The sequence below is a fragment of the Vibrio sp. 2-2(8) genome, assembly GCF_963888495.1.
In the GTDB taxonomy this organism is placed as follows: domain Bacteria; phylum Pseudomonadota; class Gammaproteobacteria; order Enterobacterales; family Vibrionaceae; genus Vibrio; species Vibrio anguillarum.
Genome location: NZ_CAWPJM010000011.1, coordinates 459,870 through 477,009, shown reverse-complemented (window position 1 = coordinate 477,009; position 17,140 = coordinate 459,870). Strand labels below are relative to the sequence as shown.

At 43.1% G+C, this 17,140-nt stretch carries 18 protein-coding genes; 14 read left to right on the top strand and 4 right to left on the bottom strand.

Annotation, left to right across the window (positions count from 1 at the left end; all coding sequences use genetic code 11):
* The first annotated feature begins 36 nt into the window (after window positions 1–36).
* Window positions 37–639, top strand: a complete 603-nt coding sequence (locus tag AACV12_RS05075) for an RNA polymerase sigma factor (protein WP_013856164.1) — start codon at window positions 37–39, stop codon at window positions 637–639.
* Entirely contained in the window at window positions 636–1,319 is a 684-nt protein-coding gene (locus AACV12_RS05070) for a ChrR family anti-sigma-E factor (protein ID WP_170899995.1), read from the top strand. Before AACV12_RS05075 ends, AACV12_RS05070 begins: the two co-directional genes overlap by 4 nt.
* 55 nt (window positions 1,320–1,374) lie before the next feature.
* Here the strand turns inward: AACV12_RS05070 and AACV12_RS05065 are convergent, their stop codons facing one another.
* The 4 genes from AACV12_RS05065 to AACV12_RS05050 all read right to left on the bottom strand — a co-directional run bounded on the left by AACV12_RS05065 (window position 1,375) and on the right by AACV12_RS05050 (window position 5,119).
* Entirely contained in the window at window positions 1,375–2,766 is a 1,392-nt protein-coding gene (locus AACV12_RS05065; protein WP_026029152.1) for an AmpG family muropeptide MFS transporter, read from the bottom strand.
* An 83-nt stretch (window positions 2,767–2,849) separates the two neighbouring features.
* Window positions 2,850–3,395 (bottom strand): peptidylprolyl isomerase, encoded by a 546-nt coding sequence (locus AACV12_RS05060; RefSeq protein WP_013856167.1) that lies wholly within the window; start codon window positions 3,393–3,395, stop codon window positions 2,850–2,852.
* Window positions 3,395–3,964, bottom strand: coding sequence for a YajG family lipoprotein (locus tag AACV12_RS05055; protein ID WP_026027920.1), 570 nt, complete (start codon window positions 3,962–3,964; stop codon window positions 3,395–3,397). Before AACV12_RS05055 ends, AACV12_RS05060 begins: the two co-directional genes overlap by 1 nt.
* Before the next feature lie 24 nt (window positions 3,965–3,988).
* Window positions 3,989–5,119, bottom strand: a complete 1,131-nt coding sequence (locus AACV12_RS05050) for a methyltransferase (protein WP_170899994.1) — start codon at window positions 5,117–5,119, stop codon at window positions 3,989–3,991.
* A 161-nt stretch (window positions 5,120–5,280) separates the two neighbouring features.
* Between AACV12_RS05050 and AACV12_RS05045 the strand changes: the two genes are divergently transcribed.
* The 12 genes from AACV12_RS05045 to AACV12_RS04990 all read left to right on the top strand — a co-directional run bounded on the left by AACV12_RS05045 (window position 5,281) and on the right by AACV12_RS04990 (window position 17,061).
* Window positions 5,281–5,595, top strand: coding sequence for a BolA family protein (locus tag AACV12_RS05045; protein ID WP_170899993.1), 315 nt, complete (start codon window positions 5,281–5,283; stop codon window positions 5,593–5,595).
* A 495-nt stretch (window positions 5,596–6,090) separates the two neighbouring features.
* Window positions 6,091–7,431, top strand: a complete 1,341-nt coding sequence (locus AACV12_RS05040; protein ID WP_026027642.1) for a Na(+)-translocating NADH-quinone reductase subunit A — start codon at window positions 6,091–6,093, stop codon at window positions 7,429–7,431.
* A gap of 5 nt (window positions 7,432–7,436) precedes the next feature.
* The gene (locus tag AACV12_RS05035; RefSeq protein WP_013856172.1) at window positions 7,437–8,681 is read left to right on the top strand and encodes an NADH:ubiquinone reductase (Na(+)-transporting) subunit B; all 1,245 of its coding nucleotides are present in this window, start codon (window positions 7,437–7,439) and stop codon (window positions 8,679–8,681) included.
* Window positions 8,671–9,438 carry a Na(+)-translocating NADH-quinone reductase subunit C gene (locus AACV12_RS05030; RefSeq protein WP_013856173.1) on the top strand — a complete coding sequence of 256 codons (768 nt, stop codon included), beginning with the start codon at window positions 8,671–8,673 and terminating at the stop codon, window positions 9,436–9,438. Before AACV12_RS05035 ends, AACV12_RS05030 begins: the two co-directional genes overlap by 11 nt.
* Entirely contained in the window at window positions 9,438–10,070 is a 633-nt protein-coding gene (locus AACV12_RS05025; protein WP_013856174.1) for an NADH:ubiquinone reductase (Na(+)-transporting) subunit D, read from the top strand. The genes AACV12_RS05030 and AACV12_RS05025 overlap by 1 nt, the downstream gene beginning before the upstream one ends.
* 7 nt (window positions 10,071–10,077) lie before the next feature.
* A complete protein-coding gene (gene nqrE, locus AACV12_RS05020; RefSeq protein ID WP_013856175.1) occupies window positions 10,078–10,674 on the top strand; it encodes an NADH:ubiquinone reductase (Na(+)-transporting) subunit E in 597 nt (198 codons plus the stop codon).
* 33 nt (window positions 10,675–10,707) lie between these two features.
* Window positions 10,708–11,931: an NADH:ubiquinone reductase (Na(+)-transporting) subunit F gene (gene nqrF, locus AACV12_RS05015; protein ID WP_013856176.1), complete on the top strand. Its 1,224-nt coding sequence runs from the start codon at window positions 10,708–10,710 to the stop codon at window positions 11,929–11,931.
* 190 nt (window positions 11,932–12,121) lie between these two features.
* Entirely contained in the window at window positions 12,122–13,129 is a 1,008-nt protein-coding gene (locus tag AACV12_RS05010) for an FAD:protein FMN transferase (RefSeq protein ID WP_170899992.1), read from the top strand.
* 8 nt (window positions 13,130–13,137) lie between these two features.
* Window positions 13,138–13,371 carry a (Na+)-NQR maturation NqrM gene (gene nqrM, locus AACV12_RS05005; protein WP_013856179.1) on the top strand — a complete coding sequence of 78 codons (234 nt, stop codon included), beginning with the start codon at window positions 13,138–13,140 and terminating at the stop codon, window positions 13,369–13,371.
* Window positions 13,372–13,487: 116 nt separating this feature from the next.
* Complete coding sequence (gene dinB, locus AACV12_RS05000) at window positions 13,488–14,552, top strand: DNA polymerase IV (RefSeq protein WP_017046582.1); 1,065 nt, start codon at window positions 13,488–13,490, stop codon at window positions 14,550–14,552.
* Window positions 14,553–14,695: 143 nt separating this feature from the next.
* A complete protein-coding gene (locus AACV12_RS04995) occupies window positions 14,696–15,439 on the top strand; it encodes a YggN family protein (protein ID WP_094132485.1) in 744 nt (247 codons plus the stop codon).
* 65 nt (window positions 15,440–15,504) lie between these two features.
* Complete coding sequence (locus tag AACV12_RS04990; RefSeq protein ID WP_170899991.1) at window positions 15,505–17,061, top strand: diguanylate cyclase; 1,557 nt, start codon at window positions 15,505–15,507, stop codon at window positions 17,059–17,061.
* Window positions 17,062–17,140 lie beyond the last annotated feature (79 nt).

Sequence of the window (17,140 nt, the reverse complement as noted above, 5' to 3'; positions counted from 1 at the left end):
CAATAACAACGGTTACTCCTAAAGGAAGAGCGCAGCATGAGCAGTGATTCTCAGCATAGTGTGTCGCTAAGCCCAAGCTACACCAAGCAAGACTGGGCTGAATGCATGGAACGTGTCAAGCAACGTGATAAGCAGGCGTTTGCCTTAGTGTTTCGTTATTTCTCTCCTCGCTTACAACAGTTTGCGTTTAAGCATGTAGGCAGTGAGCAAGTGGCGTTAGAAATGGTGCAAGAAACCATGACCACGGTGTGGCAGAAATCTCACCTATTCGATAACCGAAAAAGTTCGCTTTCGACGTGGGTTTACACGATTGCACGCAATTTGTGTTTTGATCTCCTGCGTAAGCAGCGCGGACGAGAGTTACATGTTTATGCCGATGATATTTGGCCAACTGACTACTGCCCACCTGATTTGGTTGAACATTATTGTCCTGAACATGACATGTTAAAAGAGCAAATATTAAAGTTTGTGGCGTTGTTGCCTGAAGCTCAGCAAGCCATCGTGAAGGCGGTGTATCTTGAAGAACTGCCCCAGCAGCAGGTTGCGGAGATGTTCAATATTCCTCTCGGTACTGTCAAATCGCGTTTACGACTAGCCGTTGAAAAACTTAGACATTCTATTCAAGCGGAGCAATTATGAGCCACCATCCAAGCAACGAAGTACTGCAGCAGTATGCCAATGGTTCAATTGATGCGGCGCATGGCATTATGATTGCCACTCACCTTGAACTCTGTACTCAGTGTCGTCAACAGGTTCAATACTTAGAAACTCGGGCCGCCGAAGCATTGCTGAGCCAATCGTTGCCGCAACAAAGAATGGCCGTTTCTAATGATGATCATTTAAACCAGATGTTTGAAACGATCACGGCGCTGGATACTCTACACCCATCGACCTTGCGTAAGCCTGAGCCGATAGAAATTAAAGTCAATGATCGCGTTGTGATGCTGCCTAGTACACTGAGCCAACTGATTCGTTTTAAAGGCGAGTGGCGCAGCTATGGTGGTAAAGTTTTTAGTGCCCATCTAGATATTGCTGAAGACTCTCGCATGAACCTGATGTACATCAATCACAACGTGCAGATCCCTCAGCATACACACAAAGGGGTTGAGTCGACCTTGGTGCTCCATGGTGGCTTCAGTGATGAAGATGGGCATTATAAAGTGGGTGATTTCATTCAAAGAGATGCGAGTATTAAACACAGCCCTTTTACCAAAGTGGATGAAGATTGTTTATGCTTAACGGTGCTAACTGAGCCGATGCTGTTTACGCAAGGTGTTGCGAGAGTGTTTAACTTATTTGGTAAAGGTCTCTATCCGTAGTCTATAGCGGGCACATCAAATTAAAAAAGGTCGTATTGTACGACCTTTTTTTCATCTAACGCTTATCAATGCCTTGCTTGGCAATATCATCGATGTCTCTCTGCCGAGCTTTTTGCAGTAAATCAGCAAAATAATGGCGCAGTGAGTAGAGCATGATAAGGCTTGGTACTACCATCAGTGCAGTAATAATAAAGAACAGTGACCAATTATTGAGATAGTCGACCAGCTCTCCGCTAAAAGAGGCCAACGTGGTGCGGCCAAAGTTTCCTAGAGAGGCCAATAGCGCATATTGCGTTGCTGAAAATGCCTGCCCTGTTAACACAGTAAGAAACGAAACAAAGGCCACGGTGGAAAACGCAGTGGTAAAGTTATCGACAATAATGGTCGCCAAGAACAGATGCTCATTAGGGCCAACTTGAGCGATCCACGAAAACATCAAATTACTGGCAGACATCGCGATGCCACCAATCATCAAGCCACGAACAATACCAAATCGCACGTTAAACATACTACCAATCAAAGTGAAGAACAGGGTTGCTCCCCAACCAATTAACTTCGAGTAATGACCAATTTGTTCGTTGCTAAAGCCAATTTCTTTGTAAAATGGAATCGACATTCGGCCAAGAAAAGCTTCGCCAATCTTGAATAAAAAGACAAACAACAGCAGGGTTAGTGCTACTTGCGCGCCATTGCGTTTGAAGAAATCGAGAAATGGTTCGATTACGGTAACGGTGAACCACGCGACGACTTTCGAACCAACTACCTGATTGTGTCGCAGCTCCGCTTGATGCTGTAGCGCTTCGCGATGTGTTTTTGGTTCGCCCACCAAGAGCGTGAAAAGCATTAACAGCCCGACACAGAGTGCCATGCCATAATAAACGGCATTCCAACCGATACTATCGGCGTTTACAAAAGCGAGATAGCCCGGCAGAGAATATCCAGTCCACCACCCCATGATGGCCATGGCGGAGGCTTGTGGCAGCTTATTGGCTTGTGATTTGGGGAAAGTATCGATACGAAAAGCATCAATCGCGATATCTTGAGTGGCAGAAGCGATCGCAATGCCCAAGGCAAGCATTGAGGTAAACATCAAATTTTGGGCTGGATTGACACCCGCAATCAGCAACGTACAGATCAAAATGATCGATTGGCACAAAAATACCCAACTGCGGCGTTGACCTAATAATGGCGTCAGAATGGGTAATTTGACGCGATCCACCAATGGGGCCCATAGAAAATTAATCGCGTAAACTGCGAAGACACTGCCAAAATAACCAATTGCAGCGGTGGTTAAGCCTGCATCTTTTAGCCATCCTGACATATTTGAACCAATCAAAACCCACGGAAAACCGCTCGAACACCCCATCATAAATACCCACAATAGGCGTTTATCAAGATAGCTACGGATAGTTTCCATCCAAGTGAGAGAGGAGGAGGTTGATGGCATACAGCGAATCCTTGTCAGTAAAGCAGCTGAGGTCGAAAGGCGACCCAATAAAATCAAACGCCGATAAATCGGCGTTGGTATGGTTATTGTTCTAGTGTGACATTCGTAATAACGATTGGTTCGATGGGGACGTCTTGCATTCGCCCTTTCGTGCTGGTCGGCTGTTGAGCCATTTTTTGCACAACATCAAACCCTTGCGTGACTTTACCAAAGACTGCATAACCCGGTGGGCGAGCGTTGTAGTTGAGAAAATCATTATCGACCAAGTTAATAAAGAATTGGCGAGTAGCCGAGTTAGGATCATTGGTACGGGCCATTGCGATCGTCGCGGTGTCATTGGTCAACCCATTGCTCGCTTCATTTTTGATGGGAGCGTAAGTGGTGAGTTGTTTTAAATCCGCATCAAATCCGCCGCCTTGTGCCATAAACCCTGGGATAACGCGGTGGAACTGGCTGCCAACATAACTGCCATCTTCAACATATTTTACGAAGTTTGCGACAGTCGTTGGCGCTTTCTCTGTATTAAGTTCAACAGTAAATGACCCTAAGTTCGTCTCAATTAGGACGTTGGGCGCCGAAAACGCAGTGCAACTGACGAGCGCTAATGTCGTAACGAGAGAACGTAACATTAAAAGCGCTCCTGTAAATAACCATTAAGTTCGCTGTCATTGGCAATTTCTTTAAGTACCAAGTTCATGACATCGTTGAGTACCATTTCAATCTCATCATTTGAAGCGCTGAGTGTACCTGAACGTTTTGCCGTTCCGTTGAACGTTTTCACCAATTTGCCTTTTGGTGTTTCCGCGGTGATTTCAAGCGTGACACTGCCATCCATTTCATTCGACATGACGCTGTGTTTTACCGTCACTAGTGCTTCTGCAATTTCAACGGTGACATTGTTTTCGCTGTTCACTGTTAAGCGATAGCCTTGAGAGCTAAATTGTTCTGCCAACGCATTCTCAACCGCAATGCGAACATTTTGTTTGGCATGAATTGGCTCAATATTAGAGCGGCCACTATCCACTAAAGCCACATATTGCGCCGATCGAACATCTTTGCTAACCAGAGTAAAGGCTTTATTATTGACGACCGTATTTTTGCTGGTCGTTGCAGTAGGCATAAAGTTGATTTGCTGTTGCTGAGGTGCGGCACAAGCGGTGAGTAATGCGATTGAGGCTGCGAGAACCAGTTTTTTCATGGTCATTTCCTTTCTTATCCTTGCCTATTTAGTTGCTTGTAAGATAACAAATTTATGGTTGGTCGCGACAGTTTTTACCTGCCCTTGGCCAAATAATCTTGCTAGTTTTACATCGTAGCCGAGGTGGCGATTGCCGATCACTAATAATCGTCCCCCTTTTTTAAGAACATGCTTTGCATCACAGAACATCTGCCAAGCAATGTGATCCGTGATAGCTTGTTGTTGATGGAATGGTGGGTTGCACAATACTAAACAGCTACTTTCTTGTTGAAAACCATCTAAGCAGTTATTCGCAATGCATTGAATATTGCGATCTTCTCCTAAATTCTCCAGCAAATTTAGCTTTGCAGACTCGACGGCCATCAAGCTTTCATCAACGCAGGTCATTCGTACTTGAGGATTGAGTTGGCCCATCTTGATTGATAACACCCCGTTGCCGCATCCAAGGTCGATGATGTGCTGTAACTTAGGATCTTGTGGAAGATGCTGTAGAAAAAAGCGTGCGCCGAGATCCAATCCCTCACTTGAGTAGACATTCGGCAGGTTTTTTAGACGGATGGATTCGCTTTCTACGGCCCATTCAGTTATGGGTTCCACCGTTTCAATCGGTGATACGTTCGGTGCTGAAAAAACGAGGCGGTGTTTTTTCCATGCAAGAGAAGTGCTTGTTGAACCTAAATACTTTTCAAATAAGTTTAAGGTTGATGTGTGGATCTCTTTCGCTTTGTTGACCGCTATCACAGGGCAATCTTGGGCAAGGGATTGACGGAGTTGGCTTAATTGCCAAACCAAGTGGCGATTGCTCTTGGGCAATTGAAAAAGCACCAGATCGACCGATTCAGGGATGGCATCCATTGTTGAGAGCAATTGCACGTTGCGGCACTGATTGCGCTGAAGATTGTTTAACGTACCTTGTTGCGAAATAAAAGAGTCGCTCATCATGGTGACGTGGTGCTTATCTGCAAACCAACACGATAGAGCGCCAAAGTGATCGTTTAAAATAAGGATGCGTTTGCCTATTGCTAAATTCAACGCTTCAATATGATTAATCACATATTCATCGCCCGCATCCCAAGCTTGTAATGTTTCGTTTGAACGATGTGGGAAACGGTGCAAGCTCAACGTTCGATCATGCAGTGCCAACTCTGTTTTCATAATTTTTTATAGGTCGTAGTGAGAATTACGGATGCATTGTCTCAAATGGCGTAGAAACAAGGAACCAAAACCTTTCGCTATTCTATAAGGCTAGTTAAACTTAAATCTCTTTACACTCGTATATGTTCTCATGCTCTCATTTGAGGAAGAAAGGCAACGGTATGATCCAACCCATAATCGAACAAAAATTGCATCAAGCATTTCATCCTGATTATTTGAAAGTCGAAAATGAAAGCTACATGCACAATGTGCCTTCAGGATCGGAAAGCCATTTTAAAGTCATTGTGGTGAGTGACAGTTTTGAAGGAATGCGTTTGATTGGCCGTCACCGACAGGTTAACCAAGTGTTGGCAGAAGAGTTAGCGAACTACATTCATGCACTCTCGATTCATACCTACACACCACAAGAGTGGCAGGCGCAAATTAAAATTAGTGGCGTACCTGATAGTCCTATGTGTATGGGCGGTGGAAAATAACTCGTTCAGAGCCGTCTGAATATGCTGTTCTCTTGTTCTGTTTTTGAGCGGAATGTTAACAGTATTTAAACAAATTGACGAGATGAACAAGTTGAGAGAAATTGTTTTAGGTAGTGAATAAAAATAAATACTCATAAGGGGTAAGGAATAGGTTATTTGTGCGATGCTTCAAAGTTATGACTATTCGCTAGCCTTTATGATTCAAATCCTTCCAAATAAAACGACTTATCAGAGGATTGGTCATGGCATCAGGTTCCGAAAAAATGCTAGACTATTGCACCTAATGGATCTCATACCATACTTGTGATGAGGTTATTAAAAGGATGTTGCGGTTCTGGCGTTTAAAACAAGCCAAAATCGGACACAGAAATGTCGTGTCTAAGGCTGGTTTAACTTTCATTTGGCCTCTTATCAAGAACGACCATGAAAGATAAACAAGCCTTGAACTTACGCAATTAAAAGAATCTTTTTCCCGATAAAATAGTGCAAGTGCGTATGATTACAATAAAAAGGGGTTTGGACCTTCCTATTGCAGGAACTCCTTCCCAGGTGATTAATGATGGTAAGACCATCACTAAAGTCGCCTTGCTTGGCGAAGAGTACGTTGGCATGCGTCCTACCATGCATGTTCGCGTAGGCGATGAAGTAAAGAAAGCTCAAATTCTTTTTGAAGATAAAAAGAATCCGGGTGTTAAATTTACTTCACCAGCAAGCGGTAAGGTTATCGAAGTCAATCGTGGCGCCAAACGTGTCCTACAATCCGTTGTGATTGAAGTGGCAGGTGATGAGCAAATCACGTTCGATAGCTTTGAAGCTAGCCAACTAGCAAGTATTGACCGTCAAACGGTTAAAACTCAGTTAGTTGAGTCTGGTCTTTGGACTGCGTTGCGTACTCGTCCGTTTAGCAAGGTTCCAGCAATTGAGTCTTCAACTCAGGCTATTTTTGTGACAGCAATGGATACCAATCCATTAGCGGCAAAACCTGAGACGATCATTAATGAGCAATCTGAAGCATTCGTCGCTGGTCTCGATATCCTTTCAACTCTGACTGAGGGCAAGGTTTACGTCTGTAAATCTGGTACTAGCTTACCACGCTCTTCACAGCCAAACGTTGAAGAACATGTGTTTGATGGCCCACACCCTGCAGGTCTTGTAGGGACTCACATGCATTTCCTCTATCCAGTAAATGCAGTCAATGTGGCGTGGAGCATCAATTACCAAGACGTGATTGCGTTTGGTCAATTGTTCTTAACCGGTGAGCTATACACACAACGAGTGGTGTCGCTTGCAGGACCCGTAGTCAACAAACCTCGTCTTGTCCGTACTCAGATTGGTGCTAGCCTCGAAGAGTTAACGGATAACGAATTGATGCCGGGCGAAGTTCGTGTCATCTCTGGTTCTGTACTTTCTGGTGTGAAAGCGGCGGGGCCTGTAGCTTATCTTGGTCGTTACCACCTCCAAGTATCGGTTCTGCGTGAAGGTCGTGACAAAGATTTTCTTGGTTGGGCAATGCCTGGCAAGAACAAATTCTCAGTCACTCGCTCTTTCCTTGGTCATCTATTCACAGGTCAGTTGTTCAACATGACAACCACAACCAATGGTAGTGATCGTGCGATGGTACCTATTGGTAACTATGAAAAAGTGTTGCCACTAGATATGGAACCAACGCTCCTACTTCGTGACCTATGTGCAGGTGACATCGATAGCGCTCAACGTCTCGGTGCCCTTGAACTGGACGAAGAAGATCTCGCATTGTGTACCTTTGTATGTCCTGGTAAATACGAATATGGTCAGCTACTTCGTGAGTGCCTAGACAAGATTGAGAAGGAAGGGTAATTTTCATGGGCCTTAAAAAGTTTCTTGAAGACATCGAGCATCATTTTGAACCTGGCGGCAAACATGAAAAATGGTTTGCCTTGTATGAAGCAGCAGCAACGCTTTTTTATACGCCTGGTTTAGTTACAAAACGAAGCTCACACGTTCGTGATAGCGTTGACCTCAAACGCATCATGATCATGGTTTGGCTAGCGGTATTCCCAGCGATGTTCTGGGGTATGTATAACGTTGGTCACCAATCGATTACTGCACTTAACCATCTGTATTCTGGCGCTGAATTGGCGACAGTCATCAGTGGTAACTGGCACTATTGGCTAACTGAAATGCTTGGCGGTACATTAAGTACGCAAGCCGGTTGGGCAAGTATGATGCTGCTCGGTGCGACTTACTTCCTACCTATCTACGCCACGGTGTTCTTGGTCGGTGGTTTTTGGGAAGTGCTGTTTTGTATGGTGCGTAAGCATGAAGTTAACGAAGGTTTCTTTGTAACTTCAATTTTGTTTGCTCTGATTGTTCCACCCACACTGCCTTTATGGCAAGCCGCTTTAGGGATTACCTTTGGCGTGGTTGTTGCCAAAGAAATCTTTGGTGGTACCGGGCGTAACTTCCTAAACCCAGCATTAGCCGGTCGTGCTTTTCTATTCTTCGCCTACCCAGCACAGATCTCTGGTGACGTTGTTTGGACAGCTGCAGATGGTTTTTCTGGTGCAACGGCGCTAAGCCAATGGGCTCAAGGTGGTAACGGTGCTCTGATCAATAAGGTCACTGGCGAAGCCATTACTTGGATGGATGCGTTTGTTGGTAACATTCCTGGCTCTATCGGTGAAGTGTCGACGTTAGCACTGGCGATTGGCGCGGCATTTATTGTCTACATGGGCATTGCTTCATGGCGCATTATTGCGGGTGTTATGGTAGGTATGATTGCCATATCAACGCTGTTCAATGTTATTGGTTCAGACACAAATGCAATGTTTAATATGCCTTGGCATTGGCACCTAGTACTTGGTGGCTTTGCGTTTGGTATGTTCTTCATGGCAACCGACCCAGTATCGGCTTCATTTACTAACAAAGGTAAATGGGCATACGGTATTTTGATTGGTGCAATGTGTGTGATGATTCGTGTGGTTAACCCAGCTTACCCAGAAGGTATGATGCTGGCGATCTTATTTGCGAACCTATTTGCACCTTTGTTTGACCATATTGTGATTGAGAAGAACATCAAGCGGAGACTAGCACGCTATGGCAAGTAATAACGATAGCATTAAAAAAACGCTGTTTGTTGTTATCGCATTGAGCTTAGTGTGCTCAATCATCGTATCGACAGCAGCGGTTGGCCTGCGTGACAAGCAAAAAGTTAACGCAGTACTTGATAAGCAAAGCAAGATTGTTGAAGTTGCAGGCATTAACGAGTCTGGTAGCGTGCCAGAGCTTTTTGCTAAATACATTGAACCTCGTTTGATTGATTTTAAAACCGGGAACTTTGTTGATGGCGATGCAACGGCCTATGATCAACGCAAAGCTTCTAAAGACCCAGCTCAATCTATCAAGCTAACAGCGGAACAAGATAAAGCGAAGATTATTCGTCGTGCCAATACTGGGGTTGTTTACCTAGTGAAAAGTGGCGACGAGATTTCTAAAGTGATTGTTCCCGTTCACGGTAATGGTTTGTGGTCAATGATGTACGCATTTGTGGCTGTAGAAACCGATGGTAATACCGTTTCCGGCATTACTTACTACGAACAAGGTGAAACTCCGGGATTGGGTGGTGAAGTTGAAAACCCATCATGGCGAGCTCAATTTGTTGGCAAGAAATTGTTTGATGACAACCACCAACCTGCAATTAAAGTTGTGAAAGGTGGCGCTCCTGCCGGATCTGAGCATGGCGTTGATGGACTTTCTGGCGCAACACTAACCAGTAACGGTGTTCAACACACTTTCGACTTCTGGTTAGGTGATATGGGCTTTGGTCCATTCCTAGCAAAAGTTCGTGACGGAGGTTTGAACTAATGTCTAGCGCAAAAGAGATTAAAAAGAGCATTCTAGCGCCAGTGTTGGATAACAACCCAATCGCACTTCAAGTGCTTGGTGTCTGTTCTGCCCTTGCGGTAACCACTAAGTTGGAAACGGCGTTTGTTATGACGCTAGCCGTTATGTTTGTAACGGCTTTCTCTAACTTATTCGTTTCGTTAATTCGTCACCACATACCTAACAGTGTGCGTATCATCGTTCAGATGGCGATCATTGCTTCATTGGTTATTGTTGTTGACCAGATCCTACGTGCTTACTTATACGATATCTCGAAACAGCTATCGGTGTTCGTAGGGTTGATCATTACTAACTGTATCGTAATGGGCCGTGCTGAAGCATTTGCAATGAAGTCGGCACCGATTCCTTCCTTTATCGATGGTATCGGTAATGGTCTGGGTTATGGTTTTGTATTGATTACTGTTGGTTTCTTCCGCGAACTTCTTGGTTCAGGCAAGCTATTTGGAATGGAAGTTCTACCTCTTGTGAAAGATGGTGGCTGGTATCAACCTAACGGTTTGATGCTGCTAGCACCTTCGGCATTCTTCCTAATTGGCTTCATGATTTGGGCGATTCGCACGTTCAAACCTGAACAACTAGAAGCGAAGGAGTAAGGGCGTTATGGAACATTATATCAGTTTGCTTGTTCGATCGATTTTTATCGAAAACATGGCACTCTCTTTCTTCTTGGGTATGTGTACATTTCTTGCTGTATCTAAGAAAGTAAAGACATCGTTTGGTTTAGGGATTGCGGTTACTGTTGTTCTGACCATTTCAGTACCAGTGAATAACTTGGTTTATAACTTGTTACTTAAACCAGGTGCATTGGGTGAAAATATTGATCTTACATTTCTAAATTTCATTACCTTTATCGGTGTTATTGCCGCATTGGTACAGATCTTAGAGATGATATTGGATCGTTTTTTCCCACCTTTGTATAACGCGCTGGGCATTTTCTTACCTTTAATCACAGTGAACTGCGCCATTTTTGGTGGTGTATCTTTTATGGTTCAGCGTGATTATAACTTTGCTGAATCCGTCGTTTACGGTTTCGGTTCGGGTGTGGGTTGGATGTTAGCGATTGTCGCTCTTGCCGGTATCCGTGAGAAAATGAAATATTCAGATGTACCTCCGGGTTTACGTGGTTTAGGGATTACCTTCATCACGGCGGGTCTAATGGCGTTAGGCTTTATGTCTTTCTCTGGTGTTCAACTGTAAGTCGGGTAAACCGCAACAATTAAGGAATAGTCAATGGACATTATTCTTGGTGTAGTGATGTTTACCCTGATTGTTCTAGCACTCGTTTTGGTAATTCTATTTGCTAAATCTAAGCTAGTTCCAACAGGCGACATTACAATTTCAATTAACGGTGATGCAGATAAGTCTATTGTGACTAATCCAGGTGGCAAGCTACTGAGCGTACTTGCAGGTTCTGGTGTCTTTGTATCATCGGCGTGTGGTGGTGGTGGCTCTTGTGGTCAATGCCGTGTAAAAGTGAAATCTGGCGGTGGTGATATTCTTCCTACTGAACTTGATCACATTACTAAAGGTGAAGCTCGTGAGGGTGAACGTTTAGCGTGTCAAGTGGCTGTGAAAACAGACATGGATATTGAACTTCCTGAAGAAATTTTTGGTGTTAAAAAGTGGGAATGTACCGTTATCTCTAACGACAACAAAGCCACCTTCATTAAAGAGCTTAAACTTCAGATCCCTGATGGCGAGTCAGTGCCTTTCCGTGCTGGTGGTTACATTCAGATCGAAGCGCCAGCACACCACATCAAATATTCAGATTTTGACGTGCCAGAAGAGTATCGTGGCGATTGGGACAAATTTAACCTGTTCCGCTACGAGTCAAAAGTTGATGAAGACATTATTCGTGCTTACTCAATGGCGAATTACCCTGAAGAGTTCGGTATTATTATGCTAAACGTGCGTATTGCTACGCCGCCGCCTAATAATCCCAATGTGCCACCGGGTCAGATGTCTTCTTACATTTGGTCACTGAAAGAAGGTGATAAATGTACTATTTCTGGTCCATTTGGTGAGTTCTTTGCCAAAGATACGGATGCAGAAATGGTCTTTATCGGTGGTGGTGCGGGCATGGCTCCAATGCGCTCACACATCTTCGATCAGCTTAAGCGTTTAAAATCTACCCGTAAAATGTCTTACTGGTATGGTGCGCGCTCTAAGCGTGAGATGTTCTACGTTGAAGATTTTGACGGCCTTGCAGCTGAAAACTCGAATTTCGTATGGCACTGTGCGCTTTCTGATCCAATGCCTGAAGATAACTGGGATGGATACACAGGTTTCATCCACAATGTATTGTATGAAAACTATCTGAAAGACCATGAAGCGCCTGAAGATTGTGAATACTACATGTGTGGTCCACCGATGATGAATGCGGCTGTGATTGGCATGCTGAAGAACCTTGGTGTAGAAGATGAGAACATCCTTCTTGATGACTTCGGTGGTTAATTCACTGAAGTAAGTAAAACCTATGGCTGGCTCTGATGAGTCAGCCATTGTTTTTTTAGTTTTAGTTTTAGTTTTAGTTTTGCCTTGTGGCTTTGAATTCCAACTCAGTTAACATAGAAAATAGGTGTAGGAATTTCTTTTCTATAACCACTTCTTTTCTATATTCACTTTCATTTTTAGGAGTAAACAAGTGAAAAAATGGCTTGTTGCGTTAGCTTCTCTATTCATCTTAGCGGGTTGTGAAAAATCGGTTGAGCAAGTTCATCTCAGTGGCCCTACTATGGGCACGACTTACAATATTAAGTACCTGAAAGCTGAAGGTATCCCTAGCTCGGAGGCTCTCCAAAAGGAAGTTGATCGGTTATTGGAAGAAGTGAACGATCAAATGTCGACCTATCGTAAAGATTCTGAGCTCAGCCGTTTTAATCAATATCAAGGAACGGAACCTTTTACGGTTTCTTCTCAAACCGCAACCGTGGTGAAAGAAGCGCTGCGTCTTAACGGTCTTACTTTAGGTGCATTGGATGTCACTGTTGGTCCTTTGGTTAACCTATGGGGTTTTGGCCCTGAAGCTCGTCCTGATGTGGTGCCAAGCGATGCAGAATTGGCTGAGCGTAAAACCAACATAGGCATTGAGCATCTTAGCGCAACCGACACTACGTTAAGTAAAGATCTTCCTAATCTCTATGTGGACCTTTCAACTATTGCGAAAGGATGGGGAGTCGACGTGGTCGCTGACTACATTCAATCACAAGGCATTGCCAATTACATGGTTGAAGTCGGTGGTGAGATGCGCTTAAAAGGCGTAAATCGAGAAGACGTAGCTTGGCGAATCGCCATAGAAAAACCGACAGTTGATGAACGTACCGCTCAAGAGATCATTGAACCTGGAGATCTGGCAATTGCCACTTCAGGTGATTACCGCAATTATTTTGAGCAAGATGGTGTGCGTTATTCTCACATTATCAATCCAATCACTGGAAAACCCATCCATAATAAAGTGGTATCAGTTACCGTTTTGGATGCATCTTCAATGACGGCAGATGGCCTAGCGACTGGATTAATGGTACTAGGAGAGACGAAAGGTATTGAGGTTGCAGAGCAATACAATATTCCTGTGTTCATGATTGTGAAAACAGAACAAGGTTTTGAAGAGATTGCCTCCAGCGCATTTAAGCCATTTCTAAATAAAAAGTGAGTTAAGTTATGAATACTTTTTTCATTACATTCAGTGTATTTCTGTGTGTCATTGCCGCGATGGCGGTTGGCTATGTCTTTCAAAAGAAAGTAGTCAAAGGCAGCTGTGGTGGATTAGGTGCTGTTGGCATTGAAAAAGTGTGCAATTGCCCAGAGCCTTGTGATGCACGTAAAAAACGCGAAGCTAAGGCCGCAGCAAGAGCTGAAAAGTTAGCGCATTGGGAAAAAGATCGTATCGCCTGAGCTACGATTAAAGAGCCTGTTTTGTGCAGGCTCTTTAATTTTTAAAAGCAATTCATTTCAATCCATAGAAACCAAGAATATACTGTTCATGTATACAGTTCTTTGATGGTTTTGAATTGGAAAATAAAATCAAAAAAATTATCCATATTGATATGGATTGTTTCTACGCTGCGGTAGAAATGCGTGATAACCCCGAATATAGGCATCGCCCTCTAGCCGTTGGTGGTCATGAAAAGCAGCGTGGTGTGTTAAGTACTTGCAATTATGAAGCGAGGAAATTTGGCGTTCGTTCCGCAATGCCGACCGCTCAAGCTTTAAAATTATGCCCCAATCTGCTGGTCGTTCCGGGGCGAATGTCGGTATACAAAGCTATCTCCATTCAAATCCGACAGATATTCGAACGTTATACTTCCATTATTGAGCCGTTATCATTAGATGAAGCATTTCTTGATGTGAGTGATTCACCGCTATGTCAAGGAAGCGCAACATTGATAGCTCAAGCCATTCGCCATGATATTCACAACGAACTTCAACTGACCGCCTCTGCAGGTGTAGCACCTGTAAAATTTTTGGCTAAAGTGGCCTCTGATATGAATAAGCCTAACGGCCAATTTGTAATACCACCCGATAAAGTACAGCAGGTGGTCGATTCATTGCCGCTAGAGAAAATACCCGGTGTCGGTAAGGTTAGTCTGGAAAAGTTGCACCAAGCGGGTTTTTATAAGTGTGAAGATATCAAGCTAACGGACTATCGAGAGCTACTTCGTAACTTTGGCAGATTAGGCGCTTCACTATGGAAGAAAAGTCATGGAATTGATAATCGCGAAGTCGTGACAGAGAGGGAGCGTAAATCATTAGGTGTCGAAAGAACATTTAGTCAAAATATCTCAAGTTATGAAGAGTGCTGGCAGGTGATTGAACATCATCTCTATCCAGAGATAAAAGCGAGGTTAGACAGAGCGAGTGTTGATGGTTCGATTGTCAAACAAGGGATCAAAGTCAAGTTTGCCGATTTTCAACTTACGACGATTGAGCATCTTCATCCACAGTTAGAGCTCAATGATTTTCGAACCCTTTTGGAGAATATTTTGTTGCGGCAAAATGGGCGAGAAATTCGCTTACTTGGTTTACAGGTGATGTTAAAGCCAGAAATGCTCAATAAGCAGCTCAGTTTTTTTTAAATTTAGTGGAACAAACTAATATTTATGTCATTAAATTGACGGTTTTTAGGTTGAAATCATTTATATTGCTAGCGAGAAATACTAACTCATCAAATATCCACACCTGATATGGTTAGTCATAAAACGATCGATGAGAGAAAACAATGAAAAAAGTAGTGTTAGTCACTTTAATGTTGTTGAGCTCCCCTTTGTGGGCAGCGCAGTGCCGAGTTGATGTGAACCATGAAGTTCACCTTGATGGTGATAAGGTTGAAATTCTTAAAACGAGCACCGACACTGTTTTGATAGATAAACAGAATAATCTCTATATCCGTGGTGAAAAGATGGAACTCGACAGTGAGCAGAAAACGGCCCTTGAGCAGTATAGAGAAAGCATGAATGCTTCATTGCCTAAAGTAAAACAGATGGCGAGTGATGGCTTAGCGTTGGCGAATGATATTTTGGATGATGTTGCGAAAAGTATTGAATCTCCCAACGCCTTCGATAGCGCCAAGCAATCCATAGCCGCTTTTTTTGCCAATATTGAATCTCGTTATTACAAAGATGGTGAGCTGGTTCTCCCTGCGCAGACTTTTGAATCAATGACGCAAACTTGGGCCGATGATTTTGAAAAAGCGAAAGCTTTATTTAACAAAGAGTTTATATCCGGTGCCTTCGATGCCCTTTCACTGAAAATGAGAGAAGAGGGTGGCTTAAACATCACAAAATTGACCGATACAATGGCGGACTTAAAAGTTAAGTTAGCCGAGCGAATTCAAGAAAACGCCGCCACAATTCAAAAAGAGAGTCGTGATTTTTGTGAGTCTCTTGATGATATGGTTGAGCAGGAGCAACAACTGCACCAAAAAATACCAGTATTAAAAGATTATCAAGTCTTTACCATCTAAACTTAAAGAGCACATTCGGTGCTCTTTATTTGTCTCTATGATGTTAGGTTAATTTACTGGTATGGATGTTGTTTAATAATTTTAGTTTGAGACGGTTAACAGCATTAGTTTCAATAGCCTTCGTTGTGCTGTTTATTTTGTGTTATCTGCTATTTAAGTTTATGTGGTCTTATGATCGCGCCGTTGAAGATGCTCTTTCCTTGCAACGAGGTGAGGTTAACCGAGTTCGAACTGTTCTTAATATGCAAAAAACGGACATGGGGGCATCATTGGCTGATTATGCCGCATGGAATGAAATGGCCGATTTTATTGCTAAGCCTAATGATGATTTTATTCGCGACAGTATTGGTACTCACACCTTTGAATCCAAGTCATTAGACGGTATTTTTATTTTTAATCCAGATGTGCAATTAGTTTGGGGCCAGCGCTACGACTATGAGACTGGCCATGAAGCCAGTTATGATGCGATTCGATATAATTTTGGTGATATTTTAGCGGACGCGATGAAAGCACCAAAAGATTTCATCAAACCGAATCTCAGTTTTATCGTGATAGACGACAAACCTTTTATCGTTGCAACCTCTCGGGTTTGTAATAGTGACGCAAAAGAATGCGACAAAGGTTATTTACTTTTTTTAAAAAGGATCAGTGGACAGTTTATCAATGAGCTTGTGATTGCAACTGGGGTGAATGTGGAAGTGATGCTGATCAAAAGTCTTAATGATCAAACCGTTGCCGCGCCACATGAAGATAATATCTCTTACCTTGAAATGCTTGATTATCGCAATCGTCTTACTGTGTTGATTAAAGTAAGTCATACCGTTAAAGTCCCACCGTTTATTCAATGGCAGGAGCTGTCTGGGCTTGCTTCATTCTCTATCCTAATGTTTTTCTTGAACTTAGTTGTAGCGAATAAAGTAGTCAAGCCAATCAATGATGCCAATCAAGTACTGGATCAATTTAAAGCATCGGGTGGAAAGATGCCTAGTGAGCGATCCTTCATATCGAAGGAAATGAAAGAGTTTTCTCGTACGATGAACCAAATAGTATGGGAGCTGGAAACCAGTCGGCGTGAACTAAAATGGCAATCAGAGCACGATCCACTCACACGTATTGCGAACCGCCGTCGTTTAGAAAAGGTCTTTAAAAGCTATATCGTTGATTATCAATTTAGATATATCGTATTGTTTTTGATCGATATTGACTATTTTAAATTGTTCAATGATCACTACGGCCACTTAGAGGGTGATGAAGCATTGAAATCTGTTGCGACCAGCTTAAAAAAATTGGATTTTGGCGGTGAAAAACTGGTTACTCGCTTTGGTGGAGAAGAGTTTTGTGTAGTTTTGGCGAGCGACATCGAAATTGATGGTCAAGCTTATGCTAAACGACTGATCGAATCGGTTGAATCGCTGCGCATTACCCACCAATTTTCCCCGGCTAAGAAGACGCTTTCAATTAGTGTTGGAGGGGTTGAAATTGATACCCCACAGTTGAATCACTATCTAGATTTCTTTCATGTGGCTGATAGAGCACTTTATGCAGTCAAAGCACAAGGAAGAGGTCGTTATCTCGTGCAAAAATTCACCTCTAATCTCCCGTTAATATTGCCTGTTCAATAATCTTTACGCAGTAAATTCTGTTTATTTTCGCAATGTTTGTTTAATTAATAAGCAGTGTAATTGCTCTATTTGATTGCCT